Consider the following 20,286-nt stretch of genomic DNA (forward strand, 5'->3'; position numbering starts at 1 on the left):
GAAATGACGGAGCAGTGTAACGGCGAGATCCGCCGACGTACAGAAGTGCAGCCCCGGCGCAAACCCTCTCGCCGGGTGCGAGATGTCTTACGATTCTTCCACGACGGAGGTCGGTGCAGGTTCCGGCGTCGGCGTCGGGCCTTCTCGGCGGCTTTCCTGGAACCAGTGCAGGGCGATCAGCACCAGGGTCGGAACGCCGAGCAGCGCGGTGATCAGGAAGAAGTTGTGATATCCGAATTTTTCCACCATCACCCCGGAGTAGCCGCCGATCAGGCGTGGCAGCAGGAGCATGATCGAGCTCAGCAGGGCGTACTGGGTGGCGGAGAATTTCAGGTTGGTCAGGCTCGACAGGTAGGCGACGAACGCCGAGGTGGCCAGGCCGGAGCTGAAGTTGTCGAGGGAGATCGTCACCACCAGCATCTGCAGGTTCGGGCCCATGTCGGCCAGCATCAGGAACAGCAGGTTGGTGGCTGCCGACGCGGCGCCGCCGATGAACAGGATCGGCAGGATGCCGAAGCGCACGATCAGCAGACCGCCCATGCCGGCGCCAACGAGGGTCATGATCAGACCGAAGATCTTGCTGACGCTGGCGATCTGGTCCTTGGTGAAGCCCTGGTCGATGTAGAACACGTTGGCCATCACGCCCATCACCGTGTCGGACATCCGATAGGTGGCGATCAGACCGAGCAACAGCAGCGCCTGCCAGCGGTAGCGCAGGATGAAGTCGTTGACCGGTGTCAGTACCGGCGCCAGCCCGCGACGACCCATGGCCGAAAGGCACAGGCAGGTCAGCGTGGTATAGAGAATGGCACGCAGGAACGCCCGGTCTTCCAGCAGCAGGTCCAGCGGACTCATGCTGCCAAACAGCACGCTGGCGAAATCGGTGTTGTAGAGCTGGGTGAACATCGCCGGCACAGACACCAGCAAAATGATCAGCACGAACACTGACATCAACTGATGCATGAAGGTGTAGCGCCCGGCCTGCAACTGGGTGCGCAACGGCACCGGTGGCTCGCGCATCAGCAGGGTGGTGAGCAGGGCCGGGACCATCAGGACGCCGAACAGCACGTAAGTGCCGGTCCAGGCAGAGTGCTGGTAGTTGAAACCGGTGGAGCCGAAGCCCTCGGCGAAGAACAGTGCACCGGCAGTCGCCAGCAGCGCTGCAACCCGATAACCGGACATATAACTGGCGGCGAGCGCGGCCTGGCGGTTGTCCTCGGCGATTTCCAGGCGATAGGCGTCGACCGCGATATCCTGGGTTGCGGAGGCGAATGCAACGACCACCGCGATGGCGATCAGCCAGGACAGGTGTTTCTGCGGGTCGCAAAAGCCCATGCCGATCAGACCGAGGATCACCAGCGTCTGTGAGAGCACCAGCCACGAACGGCGACGTCCCAGCTTGCCCAGCAACGGCAGGCGCCATTGGTCGAGCAGGGGCGACCAGACCCATTTGAAGGCGTAGGCCAGACCGATCAGGCTGGCGTAGCCGATCGTCTCGCGGGCCACACCGGCTTCACGCAGCCAGACCGAAAGTGTCGAGAACACCAGCATGTACGGCAGGCCGGCGGCGAAACCCAGCAACAACAGCACGAGCGTCGAAGGACTGGCATAGGCGGCGAGCGCGGCGCGCCAGGTTTTACGGGGCATGGGCTGAAGTCTGCCTCAAGATTGCGAAAACAAAGCGCGCACTCTAACCGCTGTGCTCTACCGGACGCCAGCCATGGCGCCGAATATCCACACGATTGTTCAGGATGGTGATGCCCTCCATGCGCAATCGCGCCCGCTGTTCGTCCCCGGACGGACTGCCCGCCGGCAGGCTGATCCGACCGCCGGCGCCGAGTACGCGGTGCCAGGGCAGTTTGGTATCGCCGGGCAATTGGCTCAGGGTCCGGCCGACCCAGCGGGCGGCGCGCCCCAACCCCGCCAGTTCGGCCAACTGCCCATAGCTGACGACTTTGCCTTCAGGCACTTGGGCGAGGGTGGAATAGAGTGCCGTGCGTCGGATTTGCGGATCGTTTTCGCAGGCATGCATCGGGTCTGTCACGTGCGCGGTTCCTGAACTTGATCGCGTTATGTGCTTAAGCGTAATCGGTGGAGGGGCAATTGAGAAATGAACTCAACAGAATTAGCTGGGTCACTCCTTGTCAGGGAATTATTCCTACGGATAATGCCGACCCTTTTTTCGCAAACTTGAGTCTTCGATTCGCTTATGTTGTCCAGAACCCTGCTGTGCCTTGCTGTTTTCAGTGCGTCCACACCCTTGCTTGCCGACACCGTCTGGTTGAAGAACGGTGACAAGCTGAGCGGCAAAATCACGCTGTTCGATGGCGGCAAGTTGCTGGTCCAGACCCAGTACGCCGGTGCCGTCACCATCGACTGGAAGCAGGTCAAGACCCTGGAAAGTGATCAGGAGTTGCTGGTCAAACAGGACGCCTACAACGGCGAGAAGGCCAAGTCGCTGAGCGCCGCCGAAGACGGCAAGGTCACCCTGGCCAACGGCGAAGCGCCGAAAACCGTGGAACTGGCGAGCATTCAGCAGATTCTCAAGCCCAAACCGGTGGTCGAGGATCTGGTGTGGAAGGGCAACGTCGATCTGGCGCTCGACTACCAGCGTGCCGAGAAAGATACCGATGATTACGATGTCGGCTTCAAGACCACTGCTCGTCACGGCCGCTGGCGCCATACCGCCGAAGGCGAATACAACCGCGAAGTGCAGGACGATGTGACCACCACCGACAACTGGCGCGCCGAGTACGCACTCGACCGCTTCCTGACGGACAAGTGGTTCTGGCAGGGCCGCCTGAACTACAAGCGTGACCACATCGAAGAGCTGGCGCGTCAGCGCGTGGTCGGTACCGGTCCGGGTTACCAGTTCTGGGACGATGAACTGGGAGCGTTCTCCCTGGGCTCGCTGCTCAACCGAACCGATTACGAGTACCGCGATGGCAGCAAGGACAACTTCTATTCGGTCGCCATGAAGTGGGACTACAACCGCTACCTGATCGGCAAGAAGGTCGAGTTCTTCACCAATGGCGAAGTCGGCAAGCCTTTGTCCGGCGTGGCTGACTACGCGCTGGATGCGGAAATGGGCCTGCGCTACAAGGTCACCGACTGGGCTTCGCTCAACCTCAAGGCCGAACGCGACATCATCAGCGGCACCGAGGACGCGGATCTGAGCAAAACCCGCTACACCGCCGGCTTCGGCGTCGCCTGGTAAGCAACGCAAAAGATCGCAGCCCTCGCAGGCTGCGATCTTTTTTTGCGCCCGGAAAAACCGACGCCCACAAAAAAGCCCCGCTTTTGAGGGCGGGGCCTTTTTCTAAAGAAGCTACAAGTTAGATAACTTGTACTTCTTCAGCTTGCATGCCTTTCTGACCGCGGGTAGCGATGAAAGAAACCTGTTGGCCTTCTTTCAGGCTTTTGAAGCCGTCGGATTGGATAGCTTTGAAGTGAACGAACAGGTCGTCACCGGATTGTGGGGTGATGAAGCCGAAGCCTTTTTCATCGTTGAACCACTTAACGGTACCGGTTTGGCGATTAGACATGGTGTAACTCCTTGAACAAAGATAACTGCGACTCAGGAAGAACCCTGGCCGAGACTGAGTGCAAAGAGCAGGAAAAATTCTTGTAGATGGTTGGATCGAAATTCAACATATCGTGTAGAGATTCTCAGTGACACAAGCAGCACAGTGGCGCCACCTTAACCCTTTTTCCGGAACGTGCCAATGCTTCTTGCGAAGGTTTCTCTGTTTTAGGGATCGACGGTGTAACGGTTCGTCGTCACGCCGCGTAATTCCTGCACGTTCGCCGAGATTTGCAGCGCGGACTTTGAACCCGACGGCGCGCCCGGTAAGATGCCGGACAGATTTTTTCCACCTCGCTATTCAGGACACCCGCCATGAGCATCAAATCGGACAAGTGGATTCGCCGCATGGCGCAGGAACACGGCATGATCGAGCCGTTCGTCGAGCGCCAGGTTCGCGGCAGCGACGACAGCCGTGTGATCTCCTACGGTGTGTCGAGCTACGGCTACGATGTGCGTTGCACCAATCATTTCAAGGTGTTCACCAACATCAATTCGGCCATCGTCGATCCGAAAAACTTCGACGCCGGCAGTTTTGTCGACGTCCACAGCGACGTCTGCATCATTCCGCCGAACTCCTTCGCCCTGGCCACGACCGTTGAATACTTCCGTATTCCACGCAACGTCCTGACCATCTGCCTGGGCAAGAGCACTTACGCCCGTTGCGGCATCATCGTCAACGTCACCCCGCTCGAGCCCGAGTGGGAAGGTCAGGTGACCCTGGAGTTCTCCAACACCACCAACCTGCCGGCGAAGATCTACGCCAACGAAGGCGTCGCACAGATGCTGTTCCTCGAATCCGACGAGGAATGCGAAGTGTCCTACAAGGACCGTGCCGGCAAATACCAGGGCCAGCGTGGCGTGACCCTGCCGCGTACCTGATCCGTCCATCCGGCAGTTACCGGGAATTCTTCGGCGGGTAGACACTCTATGAGGTGTACTGCCCGTTTCGCGAACAGCGGGACGGGCCTTCGCCGAGGAGTGCTCCATGAAGATCGATCCGCAAATCACTGCCGAACTGGCAAGGCTCGAGCCCAATCAGGTTGGCGTAATGGCCTGGTCGTTGTTGGCACACCCACCCATCACCACGGCCGGCGGAATCCCTCACCAGCCCGATCCCGATACCCCCAACGAAGAACCGACCGAGCCCGGCGAACCGACATTGCCGGACAAACCGCCACCCGCGCCCGTCGCTTGATTGAATGCATGGCCCGTCGGCTGAATCCTGAACAGGACTTCAGCCGACGGGCCATATTTCGTTGTCGCCAATGACAAAGATCCGACAGCTGTCTTCCTTCTCCACTGGAAAACCACCGGTGAAGGCACCAAAGGCCGGCAGCAGGCTGATGCGTTCTCCGAGCCTGAAACACGCCAGCCGCAAACGCTGACGCCCCTTGCCGATCAATCGATAAACCGGGTGTACGTGCCCTGCGAGGACGTGCCGCTCAGGGTGCGGATCGGGCTCGTGTTGCAACGCGAAGGGCCCTAGCAGCAACGGCTCTGGCACCACCCGGATGTTCAGCGCTAGCGGCGGATCGCCCGCCCGCTTGTCGTGATTGCCGCGAATCAGCGTCATCGGCAGGTCGGCATGACGCGCCCGCCACTGCGCCAAAGCCTGCAAGGTGTCGGGGGCGTGGGAGCCAGGTCCGTGCAGAAAGTCCCCCAGAAAGATCAGTTGCCGACACGGCAGCTTCGCCAGCAATTGCTCGATCACCGCGATATTGCTCGTCGTAGTGCCCTGCGGCACCGGTTGGCCAAGTCGACGATAAGCGGCCGCCTTGCCGAAATGCACATCGGCAATCAGCAGCGCCTGTTGCGCCGGCCAGTACAGCGCCTTTTCCGGCAGCAACCAGAGTTCTTCGCCTGCCAGACGCACGGGGTAGGGGGCGTTCATCAGGATTGGCCTGGGTCGGCGGTTTTCTCCAGATCGCCGACCATGCGCCGGATCCGGTCGGCAAGTTTTTCCGAACTCATGCTTTCGCGCATGCGCTCCACCAGCAATGGAAAGCCGAGCGGTGTCGGACGTTTGATCAGGTGCATGTCCAGTTTCATCCGGTTGATTCGCTCCAGTGTCTGTTCCAGTCGTCGTATATCCAGTTCTTCCCTCAGGACTTCTTCCCCGGCCTGCGCCAGTAGCAGGTTGTCGGCGTCGTATTGTTTGAACACTTCAAAAAACAGTCCGCTGGAAGCCTGCACCTGACGGGTGCTTTTCGGCGCACCGGGGTAGCCGGCGAACACCAGGCCGGCAATCCGCGCAATTTCGCGAAACCTGCGCAGCGCCAGTTCGCCCGCGTTGAGGCTGGCCAGCACATCCCTCAACAAACCTTCGGGACTGAGCAGGGCCTGATTCAGCTGTACAGACCAGTCAACGGGCGTGGCGCTGAGCAGTTCCAGTCCGTAATCGTTGACCGCAATCGAGAAGGTCACAGGCAAGCGCTGACTGACCCGCCACGCCAGCAGGCTGGCCAGCCCCAGGTGCACCTGGCGTCCGGCAAACGGGTAGAGGAAAAGGTGCCAGCCTTCGCGGGATTTCAGCACTTCGGCCAGTAGGTTGTTGTCTGTCGGCAAGCCCGACCAGCGCATCTGTGTTTCCAGCAGCGGGCGCAAGGCCTGCATTTCCGGGCCGGCAAACTCACCGTGTGCCGCCGCGCTGAAGCGGCTGACCACGGCTTCGGCCAATTCATTGGAGAGCGGCATGCGCCCGCCATTCCAGCGCGGTACGGCGGCTTTTTTCGCGGTGCTGCGTTTGACGTAGGCGGTCATGTTTTCCACCCGCACCAGTTCCAGCAAGCGCCCGGCGAACAGGAAACCGTCGCCGGGCTTGAGGCGGGCGATAAAGCCCTCTTCAACGCTGCCCAGCTGCTTGCCGCCACCGCCCTTGCTCCAGAATTTCAGGTGAATGCTGGCATCGCTGACGATGGTGCCGATGCTCATCCGATGGCGGCGCGCCAGTCGCGCATCGGGAACGCGCCAGATCCCGTGCTCATCCGGCTCGACCCGGCGGTAATCCGGGTACGCCGTCAGCGACATCCCGCCGTGGCGTACGAACGCCAGCGCCCAGGCCCAGTCTGCTGGTGTCAGTTCGCGATAGGCCCAGGCACCACGGACTTCTTCGTATAGATCATCGGGAACAAAGCCACCGCCCAGGGCCATGCTGACCAGATGCTGCACCAGCACATCCAGCGGTTTGTGCGGTGACAGTCGCGGTTCGATCCGCCGCTGCGCCACGGCATCGCCAGCGGCCGCAGCTTCGATCAGCTCCAGGCTGTGGGTCGGCACCAGGGTGACCCGCGACGTTCTGCCGGGCGCATGGCCCGAACGCCCGGCACGCTGCATCAGTCGCGCCACGCCTTTGGCCGAGCCAATCTGCAGCACCCGCTCCACCGGCAGGAAATCCACCCCCAGATCCAGGCTTGAAGTGCAGACCACGGCTTTGAGTTGACCGTTCTTCAGCGCCTGCTCGACCCAGTCGCGGGTGTCGCGGGACAGCGAGCTGTGGTGCAGGGCAATCAAACCGGCCCAGTCCGGCCGCGCTTCCAGCAAGGCCTGATACCAGATTTCCGATTGCGCCCGGGTGTTGGTGAACACCAGGCTGCTGGCGCAGATGTCCAGTTCGGCGACCACCTGCGGCAACATCTTCAGACCGATGTGCCCGGCCCAGGGAAATCGTTCGATGGCCGGTGGGAGCAGGGTATCGACCTTGAGCGACTTTTCGCTTTGCCCCTGAATACTCACGCCACCGCCCTGTGGGATCAGCACCTGTTCGGCGTGGGACTGATTGCCGAGCGTCGCGGAAACGCCCCAGACGATCAGCCCCGGATGCCAGCGGCGCAACCGGGCGAGGGCCAGTTGCAATTGCACGCCGCGCTTGTTGCCGAGCAATTCGTGCCACTCATCCACCACGACCATACGCAGCGTCGACAGCGCCGTTTGCGCGTCGGCCCGGGCGAGCATCAGGGTCAGGCTTTCCGGGGTGGTGATCAGCGTGCTGGGCAGGCGCCGGTTCTGTCGGGCGCGTTCGCTGCTGCCGGTGTCGCCAGTGCGCAGGCCGACGCTCCAGGGAATCTGCAGATCGTCCAGCGGTGTTTGCAGGGCGCGCGCGGTGTCGGCAGCCAGCGCGCGCATCGGGGTGATCCACAAGACAGTCAGCGGTTCGGCCGGCGGTGGGCGTTTGCGGGTGGTTTCAGCAGCAGGCCTGGAGCGGGCAAACCGATTGAGCGCGGCAAACCACACCGCGTAGGTTTTACCGGCGCCGGTACTGGCGTGCAGCAGGCCGGACTCGCTCCGTTTGACCGCGGCCCACACCTGTTTCTGAAAGGCGAAAGGCTTCCAGTCGCGGGCGCTGAACCAGTGTTTGGCGAAGTCGGTGGAAGTGCCCATGCCGGCGACGTGTGCTCTGAAGGTGTTCCTTCAATGACCGCGCCGGCCGGGCAATAGTTTTACTTGAGATTGCCGCTGAGGAATTGCTTCAGGCGTTCGCTTTTCGGATTGCCCAGCACTTCTTCCGGCGCGCCTTCTTCCTCCACCAGCCCCTGATGCAGGAACAGCACCTGGCTCGAGACCTTGCGCGCAAAGCTCATTTCATGGGTGACCATGATCATGGTCCGGCCTTCTTCGGCCAGGCCCTGAATCACCTTGAGCACTTCGCCGACCAGTTCCGGGTCGAGTGCCGACGTCGGTTCGTCGAACAGCATGACTTCCGGCTCCATCGCCAACGCGCGGGCAATGGCCACGCGCTGTTGCTGACCGCCGGAGAGAAACGCCGGGTACTGATCGGCCACCCGCGCCGGCAGGCCGACCTTTTCCAGATAACGCCGGGCGCGGTCGTCGGCTTCCTGTTTGCTGCAGCCCAGCACCCGGCGCGGGGCCATGGTGATGTTTTCCAGCACGGTCATGTGGCTCCACAGGTTGAAGTGCTGGAACACCATTGCCAGGCGGGTGCGCAGGCGTTGCAGTTCATTGGGATCGGCGACGTGCATGCCGTGGCGGTCGGTGACCATGCGGATCGCCTGGCCATCGAGGCTCATCGCGCCGTCGTTGGGTTGTTCGAGAAAGTTGATGCAGCGCAAAAAGGTGCTTTTGCCCGAGCCGCTGGCGCCGATCAGGCTGATCACGTCGCCGGTCCTGGCCTTGAGCGACACGCCTTTGAGCACCTGATGGTCGCCATAGCTTTTGTGCAGGCCTTCAACGGTCAATTTGTACATGGGACAGGCATCCTCAAGGCGAAAGTAGATAGCCGCTGCGATAGGCTTCGGCGCCCGCGACGTGGGCGATCACCATACCGGCGGTGGCCATGCGCCGCAGCGAGCGGGCATAGAGCAGACCGGAAGCGGTGCAATGGACTGGCGTGACCCGGTCATTGATCGGGTCGATGACTTCGGCGATTTTCTGCCCGGCTTCCAGAAGCTGGCCGGGCGTGGCGGTGTAGACCAGCAGGCCGCCGACGGGAGTGGTCACCGGTTCTACGCCGGCCAGAGGTGTGGCGGGATGTGGCAGGGCCGGCAAGGCTTTGGGTTCACCGACGATGGCGCCGAAATGGATCAGGTAATCGATCAGCGCCTGGCAATCGCGACTTGCCAGCGGATGGGTGACATCCCCCTGGCCACGCAATTCGACGGTGACCGAGAAACTGCCGAGCGGAATCTCGAAGTGTTCGCCGAAGCGCTCCTTCAATTGCCACCACAGCAGGGTGAAGCACTCGTCGAACGACTGGCCGCCGGAGTCGGTGGCCAGCAGGCTCGCCTGGGATTCGATGTAGCACGCCAGCGGCTCGACCTGCGGCCAGGCCTCGGGCGTGGTGTACAGGTGAACCACGGATTCGAAATCGCAATGCAGGTCGAGCACCATGTCCGCATCGCAGGCCAGCCGTTGCAGGGTCAGGCGCTGGGATTGCAGTTGGGTGCTGGCGGTCTGGCGGGCGAGGGCGTTGCGCAGGCTGGACCTGATCAGTTCGAGGTTGCGCTGCGGGTCGTCGCTCAGTTGCGCTTCGATCTCGTTGCCGATTTCTTCGCTGAGGTCGACAAACCAGCGGTTGAAGTTCTGCCCGCTCTCCAATTCGTAGCGGCCCAGCGGCACATCCATCAGCACCTGTTCGAGGCCGACCGGGTTGGCCACCGGCACCAGCACGATTTCACTGCGCAGGCGCCCGGCGGCTTCCAGCTCCGCCAGGCGCTGTTTGAGGTGCCAGGCTACGAGCATGCCGGGCAGTTCGTCGGCGTGCAGCGAGGACTGAATGTAAATCTTGCCCTGGGCCTTGTCCGGGCCGAAGTGAAAACTGTGGATCTGTCGTGCGGTCCCCGGCAGCGGGGCCAGCAGGTCGTGTATCTGATGACGCATCTCTAAAGGGTCCTAGTGGGTCGGGCCGAGGAAGGCCAGCCATCGGCGTTCGGCAAGGCGGAACAGGCCGACCAGCGCAAAGGTGATGGTCAGGTAAATCAGCGCGGCGATGCCGAACGACTGGAAGGTCAGGAAGGTCGCCGAGTTGGCGTCCCGCGCGACTTTCAGGATGTCGGGGATGGTCGCGGTGAAGGCCACGGTGGTCGAGTGCAGCATCAGGATCACTTCGTTGCTGTAGTACGGCAACGAGCGGCGCAGCGCCGACGGCATGATCACGTAGGCATACAGCTTCCAGCCGGTCAGCCCGTAGGCTTTGGCCGCTTCGACTTCACCGTGGTTCATGCTGCGGATCGCCCCGGCGAAAATCTCCGTGGTGTAGGCGCAGGTGTTGAGGGCGAAGGCCAGGATCGTGCAGTTCATCGCATCACGAAAGAAACTGTCGAGCAGCGGCTGCGCGCGCACGGCGGCCAGGCTGTAGATCCCGGTGTAGCAGATCAGCAGCTGGATATAGAGCGGCGTGCCACGGAACAGGTAGGTGTAGAACTGCACCGGCCAGCGAATGTAGAAGTGCGGCGAGACCCGGGCGATCGACAGCGGAATCGACACGATGAAACCGAAGAAGATCGAGGCGCTGAGCAGCCACATCGTCATCGCAAGGCCAGTGATGTTCTGACCGTCGGTATAAAGGAAGGCTTTCCAGTATTCCTGCAGGAGTTCGATCATCGTACGGCCTCCCGGGCACCGGCGGCGTAGCGGCGTTCGAGCCAGCGCAGGATGAAGTTCGAGGCACTGGTGATCAGCAGGTAAATCAACGCGGCGAGCACCAGGAAGTAAAACAGCTGATAGGTGCTCTTGCCGGCGTCCTGTGCGGCCTTGACCAGATCGGCCAGGCCGATGATCGAAACCAGCGCGGTGGCTTTGAGCATCACCATCCAGTTGTTGCCGATGCCCGGCAGGGCGAAGCGCATCATTTGCGGGAACACCACGAAGCGAAAGCGCTGGCCGCGCTTGAGGCCATAGGCGGTGGCGGCTTCGACCTGACCGCGCGGCACGGCAAGAATCGCCCCGCGAAAGGTTTCAGTGAAGTACGCGCCATAAATGAAGCCCAGGGTCAGGACCCCGGCGCTGAACGGGTCGATCTCGATGTATTCCCATTCCAGGTAATCGGTGAGCGTCGTCAGCCAGGTTTGCAGGCTGTAGAAGATCAGCAGCATCAGCACCAGGTCCGGCACCCCGCGAATCAGCGTGGTGTAGAGCTGGGCGGGCAGGCGCAGCAGTTTGATTTTTGACAGCTTGGCACTGGCACCGAGCAGGCCGAGCAACACGGCCACCAGCAGCGACAACGCCGACAATTTGATGGTCATCCAGGTGCCTTCCAACAGCAACGGGCCAAAGCCCTTGAGGCTGAAGGCGGAGAGCCCCAGATTTTGTAAGAGGGTTTCGAACATAAATCAGCAACCTGACTGAATGAAAAAGGCGCCCATCGAGGATGGGCGCCGGGGCATTATTTGCCGCTGTACAGATTCAGATCGCCAAAGTGTTTCTTTTGAATCTCGGCGTATTTGCCGTCATCGTGTAACGCTTTGATACCTTTATCCAAAAGCGCTTTCAGCTCGGTGTTACCTTTCTTAATACCGACAGCGGTCTTGGCTGGCAGCAAGTGGTTGTCGACCGGCTTGCTGACTTCATAATCAGCGCCTTGCGGCGACTTCAGGAAGCCCAGTTCGGCCTGCAGCATGTCCTGAATGCCCGCATCGAGACGGCCGGAAGTCAGGTCGGAATACACCTGGTCCTGATTCTGATAGGCCTGGGTTTTCACGCCGGCCTTGTCCAGCACGGCTTTGGCATAGGCTTCCTGGATGGTGCCTTGCTCGTAACCGACGGTTTTGCCTTTCAGGGAAGCGACGTCGTCGGTGATACCCGAACCTTTTTTCGACACGTAGGCCGTCGGGCCGGAGAACAGCTCGCTGGAGAAGTCGATGACTTTTTCACGGGCTTCGGTAACGGTCATCGACGAGATCACACCGTCGAATTTATTGGCCTTGAGGCCCGGAATCATGCCGTCGAAGTCACTTTCAACCCATTTGCACTTGACCTTCAGCTCGGCGCAGATCGCGTTGCCCAGATCGATGTCGAAGCCAACCAGGCTGCCGTCTGCCGCTTTCGACTCGAACGGTGCGTAGGAAGGGTCAACGCCAAACCGCAGTTCTTTGTATTCCTTGGCCAGCGCGGAGCCGGCGGCCATGCACAACGCCAGTGCAGAAAGGGTCAGCAATGCTTTTTTCATTATTCAATCCCTAAGAACCAATATGAGCGCTTGTGGCGCGGAATGATTGTTACTGGAGCGCTTACGACTTATAGAAAGTAGCAATTTCCGAACCAGAGTCCCGAACAAGTGTTTTAAAAGGTGCAGCAAGTGCATGCCGGGGCCGGTGAGTGCACGAAAACGGGCGCGCCGCAAAAGCTGCACCAGGATGGTTCAGGGGAACGATCGGGGTGAGGGGGGGGAGCATCGGGGGAAGGGATCAGACCAACAGGTTCTGCAAGGTCGCCAGGCTGTCGGCCTCTTCCACGGTCTTGTCCTGGCGCCAACGCAGCATGCGCGGGAAGCGCACGGCGATGCCGCTCTTGTGCCGACGGGAGAGGGCGATGCCTTCGAAGCCCAGTTCGAACACCAGGCTCGGCTTCACGCTGCTGACCGGACCGAATTTTTCCACGGTGGTCTTGCGCACAATGCTGTCGACTTCGCGCATTTCCGCATCGGTCAGCCCGGAATAGGCCTTGGCGAAGGGCACCAGGGCCCGCGCACTGGCACCGGGCGGGCCGTCCCACACCGCAAAGGTGTAATCGCTGTAGAGACTGGCGCGGCGACCATGGCCGCGCTGGGCGTAGATCAGCACCGCATCGACGCTGAATGGATCGACCTTCCATTTCCACCACACGCCCATGTCCTTGGTCCGGCCGACGCCGTACATCGCGTCCCGTGCCTTGAGCATCATGCCTTCGACTCCCAGGCGCCTGGAGGCCTCGCGCTGACGGGCGAGGTCGAACCAGTCATCTCCCGTCAGGATCGGCGAGGGTAGCAGCACCGGGTTGTTGCAGCGGGCGATGATCTGCTCCAGTTGCTCACGACGCTTGGCCTGAGGCTGATTGCGCCAGTCTTCGCCCTGCCATTCGAGCAAGTCGTAGGCGAGTATCACCACCGGCGCGTCTTCGAGGATTTTGCGGTCCAGCGACTTGCGGCCGATCCGCTGCTGCAACAGCGCGAACGGTTGCACCGCCGGGGCCTCTGTCGACTGTGGGTCGAATGCGTCTTCGGTGACCGGGCGCCGGTTTTTCCAGACCACGATCTCGCCGTCGATCACCGTGCCGTCGGGCAATCCGTGCAGCAGCGTGTCGAATTCGGGAAAACGCTCGGTGACCAACTCCTCGCCGCGCGACCAGACCCACAGTTTTCCGTCGCGCTTGACCACTTGCGCCCGAATGCCGTCCCACTTCCATTCCACCTGCCAGTTGCTCGGCGGCCCGAGCAGGGCCTCGAAGGTTTCCACCGGTTGCGCCAGCGCGTGGGCGAGGAAGAACGGGTAGGGCTGGCCGCCGCGTTGGGCGTGCTCTTCGCTGGATTCGGGGGCGATCAGTTTCAGGTAGCTGGCAGCGTTCGGCCGGTTGGACAGGTCGGTATAACCCACCAGCCGTTGCGCCACGCGTTTGCTGTCCAGCCCGGCCATGGAGGCAAGGGCGCGGGTCACCAGCAGTTTGGATACACCGACCCGGAAACTGCCGGTGATCAGTTTGATGCACAACATCAGGCTCGGCCGATCCAGTTGCGCCCACAGTGCGGGCAACTGACGGGCGAGGTATTCCGGGGTTTCACCGCGCAGGGGCAGCAGTTTGTCTTCGATCCATTCGGCGAGGCCGGCCTCGGAGGTGTATGGATGTTCCGGCAACACCAGCGAGATGGTTTCCGCCAGGTCGCCGACCGCTTGATAGCTCTCCTCGAACAGCCAAGGCGCCAACCCGGACATTTCGACCGCGAGATCGCGCAGGATCCGCACCGGCACCAGTTGCCGCGGCCGCCCGCCGGACAAGAAGTACACCGCCCAAGCGGCATCCTGCGGTTGCGCCTGGGCGAAGTAGGTTTGCATGGCCGCCAGTTTGGCGTTGCTGGAGGTGGTGGCGTCGAGTTCGGCGTACAACCCGGCGAAGTCTTTCATGGTTGCACCTCGGCAACGGCGGGCGTGGCGGCAGGAAGCTCTTCCTCATCGTCACCGTATTCGGTGTTGAACCCTTGTGCGTCCAGCCCTTTTTCGCGCAGATGGCGCACCAGCACGCCAATCGAACCGTGGGTGACCATCACCCGCTCGGCGCCGGTCTGTTCGATGGCCCACAACAGGCCGGGCCAGTCGGCGTGATCCGAGAGCACGAAACCGCGATCAACCCCGCGCCGCCGACGGGTGCCGCGCAAGCGCATCCAGCCGCTGGCGAAGCTGTCGCTGTAATCGCCGAAACGGCGCATCCAGCTGCTGCCGCCGGCCGAAGGCGGGGCGATGACCAGCGCCTGGCGCATCATCGGGTCGTTCTTTTTTACCTCGCCAGCGTAGATCGTTGGCGGCAGGTAGACGCCGGCCTCGCGGTACACGCGGTTCAGCGGCTCGACCGCACCGTGGCTGAGGATCGGACCTAGGGTTTCGTCGATGCCGTGGAGAATCCGCTGGGCCTTGCCGAACGAATAGCAGAACAGCACGCTGGCCTTGCCGGCCTCGATGTTGGCCTGCCACCACTGATTGATCTCGGAGAATACCTGCGCCTGCGGCTGCCAGCGGTAGATCGGCAGGCCGAAGGTCGATTCGGTGATGAAGGTGTGGCAGCGCACCGGTTCGAACGGCGCGCAGGTTCCGTCGGGCTCGATCTTGTAGTCGCCGGAGGCGACCCAGACTTCGCCGCCGTATTCCAGCCGCACCTGAGCCGAGCCGAGCACATGACCGGCGGGATGAAAACTTAAGGTGACGCCGTGGTGGGTCAGGCGCTGGCCGTAGTCGAGGGTTTGCAGGTTGATGTCCTGGCCCAGACGCGCACGCAGAATCCCTTCGCCGGCGCTGGTGGCCAGGTAATGCTGGTTGCCGCCACGGGCATGATCGCCGTGGGCATGAGTGATGACTGAGCGCTCGACGGGTCGCCACGGGTCAATGTAGAAATCCCCGGCGGGGCAGTAGAGGCCTTCGGGGCGGGCGATAACAAGGTCCATGGCGTTACCGGAATGGAGGGACTTGTTAGCTATGAGGTTGGCGCGAAGTCAGAAGTTCTATTGATTTTGCGGTGGGAACGAAGAATTTGGCTGGCGCGAAAATCCAGCCCTCACCCCAGCCCTCTCCCGTAGGGAGAGGGAGCCTACGGAGGTGTCTGGCGAGGTACATCGACCTGTGGAATCCAGTCGATTATGGATTCGAAGACGCACTGTCAGGTCGATGTAAGGCTCAAGCATCCCCCAATCAGTCCCCTCTCCCTGAGGGAGAGGGTTAGGGTGAGGGGGCTTTTGATCTTTTGGGGAGTCGCGCCTATTTCCCGGGAGTCAGGGTCAACCGCGTCTTGCCATACACCCGGTCAAAGTTCTGCGGCTGCATCGGCAAGCCGATGTACTGGCCTTTGAGCCACGGATCGATGCCGTTCAGGTAGTTCGGGCTTACCGGATTCCCGGATTGCCCCGCCCCGTTCTGCCCCATCAGCGGTTCGCTCTGACCGAAGTCGACGAGAAAGCGCATCGACGGCGCACGCGTGGTGTTGAAGTCCTGGCCCCAGGCAAACGCCGCGGTGTTGAGTGTGGTGTGGTCGCCGCCCGCCGCAATTGGGCCGCGAACGCTCTGGCCGTTGGCATTCTTCCACTCGTAACGGTGCAGTTTGCCCCACTGCCAGGCCCGGCGGTCGCCGCCCAGTTGGCTGTCGCCGGCGCTGATCGCTGCCGCCAGGCTGCGGGCGAGGATGGTCGGTTTGTCTTCTTTTTGCGGGGTTCGGGCGTCGTCCCAGAACGGACTGTCTTCGCGGCCGAGCAAGTGATCGGCCTGGGCGGCGTAGGACAAGTCGCCATTGGCGATGAACGCTTTCCACGCCGGACTGTTTTGCGGGCCGAGTTCGTCGAGGAAGATCTGCTTCATGCTTTCCTGCAGGAACAGCTCGTAGATCGCCGCGTCGGCGGAGGTCGGGCTGAGCTTGCCGTCGAACGCCATCAAGCGGGTGTAGGCCTCGCGCGCCTTGCTGCGCTCGGCTTCCGGCAGGGCGTCGATCGCCTGTTTCAGCGGCTGCGCCATGCCCGGTGCCTCGAACATTTTCTTCAATTTGGCGGCGAAGGTGGTGGTCTGGTCGTACTGCATGGCGATCACGCTGCGACCGTCATGTTTGCCGCTGCCGGCCAGTTCGGCCAGGCGCTCGCCGCGTTCCGGCGCCGCCCAGGAATTCGACAGTTGCATGCCATAGCCATGGGGAATGACCCGCTGGTTGGCGGTGCCGAGCCAGCCCTGGGCCGGATCCTGATCGTACGGGTGCAGCATCGGGTCGGCGTAACCGTCCCAGTCGTAGCGACCTTCCCAGCCCGGCGACGGCAGCAAACCTTCTCCTTCACGGCGGTTGGGGAAGCGCCCGGTGACTTGCCAGCCAATGTTGCTGGCGTCGGCAAACACCAGATTCAGCGCGATGGCGCGGATTTCCCGGCTGGCGTCCGAGGCGCGCTCAACGTTCTGGGCACGGCTCAGATCGAAAAATGCATCGAGGGACTTGTCGTCGGTGAAGCTCGGGGTCTGCAAGGCCAGGCCAAAGCCTGCGCCCTGAGCGGCAGCCTGGGTGCTGTTGAGCAGCGCGCCATGGCGGGTTTCGTACACCGCTTCGCGAATCGGCCGCTGGCCTTTGACGAAGTAGGTTTCGTTGCGCACCGCAACCGGTTGCCACTTGCCGTTGACCTCGTAGGACAACGTGCTGCCCTGACGCCGGATTTTTTCCAGGAACAGGTCCTGGTTATCGCCGAGCACGCTGGTCAGGCTCCACGCCACTTTGCCGTTGAAACCGCCGAGCACCATCGGCAGACCGGCCACAGTTACGCCGGCGGCTTGGTATTTCGGTGCGCGAATTTGTACGAAACTCCACAGCGACGGCGCGGCCAGCGGGCCATGGCTGTCGCTGGCCAGCAGGCTCTTGCCGCTGCGGCTGCGCTGCGGGGCGATGGCCCAGTTGTTCGACGACTGAGTGCCCAGCAGGTTGAGGGCGGCCAGTTGTTCGCTGGCGTTGCTCAGTTCCGTCAGCCCCGGAATCTGCCCGTTGAGCTTGATGCCTTGCAGCTTGTCGGCCTCGGCCAGCGGCAGGTTTTCGTCGGGAGCGGACGGGGTCAGCCACGCCAGTTTGTCGTTGGTCACGGTCTGCGCCAGCACCAGCGAAGCGATTTCTTCCGGCAGGTTGGCCGACTGGCTGAAGTTCAGCAGGCAGAAGATCAGCGCCGAATCTTCCGGTTTCCAGTACTCAGGCTTGTAGCCGCTGGAAGCCAGATCCCCCGGCAATTTGTCGGCGTAGCGGAACAGGTAGGCGTTGACGCCCCGGGCATAGACTTCGAAGAAACGCTTGAGCCGTGGCGACGAGGCCTTGTAAAGCTCGCCGGCGCTTTTCTTCAGGTTGACGGCGCGCATGTAACGGTCGGCGTCGAGCATCGATGAACCGGACATTTCCGCCAGACGGCCCTGAGCCAGCAGGCGCAGGGTGACCATCTGATTGATCCGGTCGCTGGCGTGCACATAGCCGAGGGCGAACAGTGCGTCGTGGAAGCTGTTGCTTTCGATCAGCGGCATGCCCATGGCATTGCGGCGTACCGAAACGTTCTGCGCCAGGCCCTTGAGCGGCTGCACACCGGAGGTCGGCGGGAGGGTGTCCTGGGCGTTCCAGGTCTGACAACCGGTCAGGCTCAGAACACCGGCCACTGCTGCGGCAACGCCGAACCGGGGAAGAAAATGTGAAAGGGCTGGCGAGGCCATGGCAAAGCTCCTGCGGGGGTGTAGAGGCTGGGGGCGCAATAAAGCCGCTACGTTAGTGAGCAGGAGGGGGCCGCGCAAGCGGGGCGAGCGGTTATTTCTTCTCGTTGATCGTTCCCGCGCACGGGAACGATCAGGCCGGGTGACTCAAGCCTTCGGCGGATTGATCTTCTGCACCAGCGCGTAGGCCTTCAAGGTCGCCGGGCGATCCTTGATGTGATTGAACCAGCGCTGCACGTTCGGGAAGTCTTCCAGGTTCTGGCTCTGCCATTTATGGGAGACGATCCACGGGTAGATCGCCATGTCGGCGATGCTGTATTCGCTGCCGGCGACGAACTCGTTGTTGGCCAGTTGCTTGTCCAGCACCCCGTACAAACGGGCGGTTTCATCGACGTAGCGCTTGATCGCGTAGGGGATTTTTTCCGGGGCGAACTGGCTGAAGTGATGGTTCTGCCCGGCCATCGGCCCCAGCCCGCCCATTTGCCAGAACAGCCATTGCAGCGCCACCTGGCGGCCACGCAGATCCTTGGGCAGGAACTTGCCGGTCTTTTCCGCGAGGTACAGCAAGATGGCGCCAGACTCGAACAGCGACAACGGCTCGCCGCCATCAGCCGGCTCATGATCGACGATGGCCGGGATGCGGTTGTTCGGGGATATTTTCAGAAAGTGCGGCTGGAACTGCTCGCCCTGGCTGATGTTGATCGGGTGCACGTTGTAGCGCAGGCCGGCCTCTTCGAGGAACAGGGAAATCTTGTGGCCGTTGGGCGTGGTCCAGTAATACAGGTCGATCATGGAAAGCTCCAAATCAGGAAAATGGCTTGCGTGCGGACAGCAAACGCCGGCTTCAGGTTGTCCTGTGTGCGTTCGATAGCTTGCCTAGTCACAGGAGGTGATGCTCAAGTACGGGAAATTCAATGACCCCGCGTGAGAAAAATCGCCATGGAGCTTCAGGCCAACGCTGCACTGATCATCATCGACCAGCAAAAAGGCATTCTGGAGCCGCGTCTGGGGCGAAGAAATAACCCGTTGGCCGAAGAGCGGATTTTCGATTTGCTGACTTTCTGGCGGCGCAGCGGGCGTCCCGTAATCCATGTGCAGCACTTGTCGCGCTCGCCGGATTCGGTGTTCTGGCCCGAGCAGTCAGGGGTGGAGTTTCAGGAAAGGTTTTCGCCGCAGGACGGCGAGTGGCTGATCCAGAAGCAGGTACCGGATGCGTTTTGTGCCACAGGGCTTGAGGCGAAGTTGCGTGAGTCGGCGATCGGGCAGTTGATCATTGTCGGCGTGGCGACGAACAACTCGGTGGAATCCACGGCGCGCACGGCGGGCAATCTGGGGTTTGACGCGTGGGTGGCGGAGGATGCGTGCTTTACCTTCGACAAGGCCGACTTTTTCGGCACGTTGCGTTCGGCTGAGGAGGTACATGCGATGTCGCTGGGGAATTTGCACGGGGAGTATGCGACGGTGGTCAGCAGTGCCGGGATTCTTGAGGCAGTCTGATACGGATCGGGGAATGCGCCGGCCTCATCGCTGGCAAGCCAGCTCCCACATTCGACCGAGTTGCTCCTGATGGAGCGCGATCCTTGTGGGAGCGGGCTTGCTCGCGAAGGCGGTATCTCAGGCGAAGATGCTCTCCGCCCAAGGCATCAAGCGCCGTGGCACTTCTTGAATTTCTTGCCATTGCCGCATGGGCAGGGATCGTTGCGGCCGACGTCTTTCAGGGCGTTGCGCACCGGTTCCTGGTGAGCGTGGCCGCAGTTCGGGCCGTGGACATGGCCATGGTCGTGATCATGGTGGTGATGGTCATGATCGTGGTTGCAGTCAGGGCCATGGACATGAGGTTGCTGGGTCATCGGGGTCACTCCGTAATCAAATCGGCGGGGATTATCACGCCATTGCGCGCCAGGTGCACGTAGTGCGCGATGAATAAACCGGTTTCCATCTCGCCCTCCAGTCGATAGGGAATCTGCTGGTTGGGGTTTTTCAGCATTTTCACCACCTCTTTGACCTTCGGCCACAGGTTGGTACGGATCGGCACCTTGTAAAACGCGCTGCTTTTGGGGTTCACCGTGATCCAGTGTTCGTGTTCGCCTTCGGCCAGCAGCATGTCGGCCAGGTGTATGCGGTATTCCAGGCCGCGCACGGTCAGGTCGCTGTCGTTGGGGTTGTCGATGCGAAAGTGCAGAATGAATTTCTGTTCCAGCAACTTGGCGCGCACCACTTCGACTTTCACCAGGTGCACGGCGGGGTCGCGGGTGTCGTCGCTGAACCAGGACGCGCAGCCGCCGAGCCCCGAGAAGCTGATCCCCAAGAGCATGAGCAGTGAGAAAGCCTGAAATGTGCGCCAATGACCGAGCATGGTTTAAC

20 protein-coding genes are annotated in these 20,286 nt (G+C 61.6%); 4 read left to right on the plus strand and 16 right to left on the minus strand.

From position 1 onward, the window contains the following. Window positions 1-87: 87 nt before the first annotated feature. Together QLG12_RS16180 and QLG12_RS16185 are read right to left on the minus strand one after the other, a co-directional pair. Window positions 88-1,647 (minus strand): AmpG family muropeptide MFS transporter, encoded by a 1,560-nt coding sequence (locus QLG12_RS16180; protein ID WP_197868690.1) that lies wholly within the window; start codon window positions 1,645-1,647, stop codon window positions 88-90. A 43-nt stretch (window positions 1,648-1,690) separates the two neighbouring features. Further along, entirely contained in the window at window positions 1,691-2,032 is a 342-nt protein-coding gene (locus tag QLG12_RS16185) for an MGMT family protein (protein ID WP_170929714.1), read from the minus strand. Window positions 2,033-2,209: 177 nt separating this feature from the next. Between QLG12_RS16185 and QLG12_RS16190 the strand changes: the two genes are divergently transcribed. Beyond that, window positions 2,210-3,217 (plus strand): DUF481 domain-containing protein, encoded by a 1,008-nt coding sequence (locus QLG12_RS16190; protein ID WP_197868689.1) that lies wholly within the window; start codon window positions 2,210-2,212, stop codon window positions 3,215-3,217. 118 nt (window positions 3,218-3,335) lie between these two features. Here QLG12_RS16190 and QLG12_RS16195 read toward each other — a convergent pair whose 3' ends face one another. After that, window positions 3,336-3,545, minus strand: coding sequence for a cold-shock protein (locus tag QLG12_RS16195; RefSeq protein WP_002554837.1), 210 nt, complete (start codon window positions 3,543-3,545; stop codon window positions 3,336-3,338). 353 nt (window positions 3,546-3,898) lie between these two features. Between QLG12_RS16195 and dcd the strand changes: the two genes are divergently transcribed. Together dcd and QLG12_RS16205 are read left to right on the plus strand one after the other, a co-directional pair. Then, window positions 3,899-4,465, plus strand: a complete 567-nt coding sequence (gene dcd / locus QLG12_RS16200) for a dCTP deaminase (RefSeq protein WP_007954988.1) — start codon at window positions 3,899-3,901, stop codon at window positions 4,463-4,465. Between the two features lie 106 nt (window positions 4,466-4,571). Next, a complete protein-coding gene (locus QLG12_RS16205; protein WP_011332763.1) occupies window positions 4,572-4,781 on the plus strand; it encodes a hypothetical protein in 210 nt (69 codons plus the stop codon). A gap of 39 nt (window positions 4,782-4,820) precedes the next feature. Here the strand turns inward: QLG12_RS16205 and pdeM are convergent, their stop codons facing one another. The 11 genes from pdeM to QLG12_RS16260 all read right to left on the minus strand — a co-directional run bounded on the left by pdeM (window position 4,821) and on the right by QLG12_RS16260 (window position 18,714). Beyond that, the gene (gene pdeM / locus QLG12_RS16210; protein ID WP_011332764.1) at window positions 4,821-5,477 is read right to left on the minus strand and encodes a ligase-associated DNA damage response endonuclease PdeM; all 657 of its coding nucleotides are present in this window, start codon (window positions 5,475-5,477) and stop codon (window positions 4,821-4,823) included. After that, on the minus strand, window positions 5,477-7,963 hold the full coding sequence (locus tag QLG12_RS16215) for a ligase-associated DNA damage response DEXH box helicase (protein WP_282474904.1): 2,487 nt from the start codon (window positions 7,961-7,963) through the stop codon (window positions 5,477-5,479). The genes pdeM and QLG12_RS16215 overlap by 1 nt, the downstream gene beginning before the upstream one ends. Window positions 7,964-8,022: 59 nt before the next feature. Then, window positions 8,023-8,787 carry an ATP-binding cassette domain-containing protein gene (locus QLG12_RS16220; protein ID WP_064382916.1) on the minus strand — a complete coding sequence of 255 codons (765 nt, stop codon included), beginning with the start codon at window positions 8,785-8,787 and terminating at the stop codon, window positions 8,023-8,025. Between the two features lie 13 nt (window positions 8,788-8,800). Continuing rightward, a complete protein-coding gene (locus QLG12_RS16225) occupies window positions 8,801-9,919 on the minus strand; it encodes a succinylglutamate desuccinylase/aspartoacylase family protein (RefSeq protein ID WP_282474905.1) in 1,119 nt (372 codons plus the stop codon). A 12-nt stretch (window positions 9,920-9,931) separates the two neighbouring features. Continuing rightward, the gene (locus QLG12_RS16230; RefSeq protein WP_011332767.1) at window positions 9,932-10,642 is read right to left on the minus strand and encodes an ABC transporter permease; all 711 of its coding nucleotides are present in this window, start codon (window positions 10,640-10,642) and stop codon (window positions 9,932-9,934) included. Beyond that, a complete protein-coding gene (locus QLG12_RS16235; protein ID WP_011332768.1) occupies window positions 10,639-11,367 on the minus strand; it encodes an ABC transporter permease in 729 nt (242 codons plus the stop codon). The genes QLG12_RS16230 and QLG12_RS16235 overlap by 4 nt, the downstream gene beginning before the upstream one ends. 56 nt (window positions 11,368-11,423) lie before the next feature. Further along, window positions 11,424-12,206: a transporter substrate-binding domain-containing protein gene (locus QLG12_RS16240; RefSeq protein ID WP_011332769.1), complete on the minus strand. Its 783-nt coding sequence runs from the start codon at window positions 12,204-12,206 to the stop codon at window positions 11,424-11,426. A gap of 238 nt (window positions 12,207-12,444) precedes the next feature. Next, complete coding sequence (locus QLG12_RS16245; protein ID WP_282474906.1) at window positions 12,445-14,133, minus strand: ATP-dependent DNA ligase; 1,689 nt, start codon at window positions 14,131-14,133, stop codon at window positions 12,445-12,447. Continuing rightward, entirely contained in the window at window positions 14,130-15,164 is a 1,035-nt protein-coding gene (locus tag QLG12_RS16250) for a ligase-associated DNA damage response exonuclease (protein ID WP_197868684.1), read from the minus strand. Before QLG12_RS16250 ends, QLG12_RS16245 begins: the two co-directional genes overlap by 4 nt. Window positions 15,165-15,474: 310 nt before the next feature. Next, window positions 15,475-17,925 carry a penicillin acylase family protein gene (locus QLG12_RS16255; RefSeq protein ID WP_282474907.1) on the minus strand — a complete coding sequence of 817 codons (2,451 nt, stop codon included), beginning with the start codon at window positions 17,923-17,925 and terminating at the stop codon, window positions 15,475-15,477. 144 nt (window positions 17,926-18,069) lie between these two features. Then, window positions 18,070-18,714, minus strand: coding sequence for a glutathione binding-like protein (locus QLG12_RS16260; protein ID WP_282474908.1), 645 nt, complete (start codon window positions 18,712-18,714; stop codon window positions 18,070-18,072). A 147-nt stretch (window positions 18,715-18,861) separates the two neighbouring features. Between QLG12_RS16260 and QLG12_RS16265 the strand changes: the two genes are divergently transcribed. Beyond that, window positions 18,862-19,419: a cysteine hydrolase family protein gene (locus QLG12_RS16265; protein ID WP_282474969.1), complete on the plus strand. Its 558-nt coding sequence runs from the start codon at window positions 18,862-18,864 to the stop codon at window positions 19,417-19,419. A gap of 146 nt (window positions 19,420-19,565) precedes the next feature. Here QLG12_RS16265 and QLG12_RS16270 read toward each other — a convergent pair whose 3' ends face one another. Further along, complete coding sequence (locus tag QLG12_RS16270; RefSeq protein ID WP_007955014.1) at window positions 19,566-19,772, minus strand: SEC-C metal-binding domain-containing protein; 207 nt, start codon at window positions 19,770-19,772, stop codon at window positions 19,566-19,568. Between the two features lie 5 nt (window positions 19,773-19,777). After that, a complete protein-coding gene (locus QLG12_RS16275; RefSeq protein ID WP_236194271.1) occupies window positions 19,778-20,278 on the minus strand; it encodes an LEA type 2 family protein in 501 nt (166 codons plus the stop codon). Window positions 20,279-20,286 lie beyond the last annotated feature (8 nt).

This window comes from Pseudomonas sp. V88_4 (genome assembly GCF_029967985.1).
In the GTDB taxonomy this organism is placed as follows: domain Bacteria; phylum Pseudomonadota; class Gammaproteobacteria; order Pseudomonadales; family Pseudomonadaceae; genus Aquipseudomonas; species Aquipseudomonas glycinae.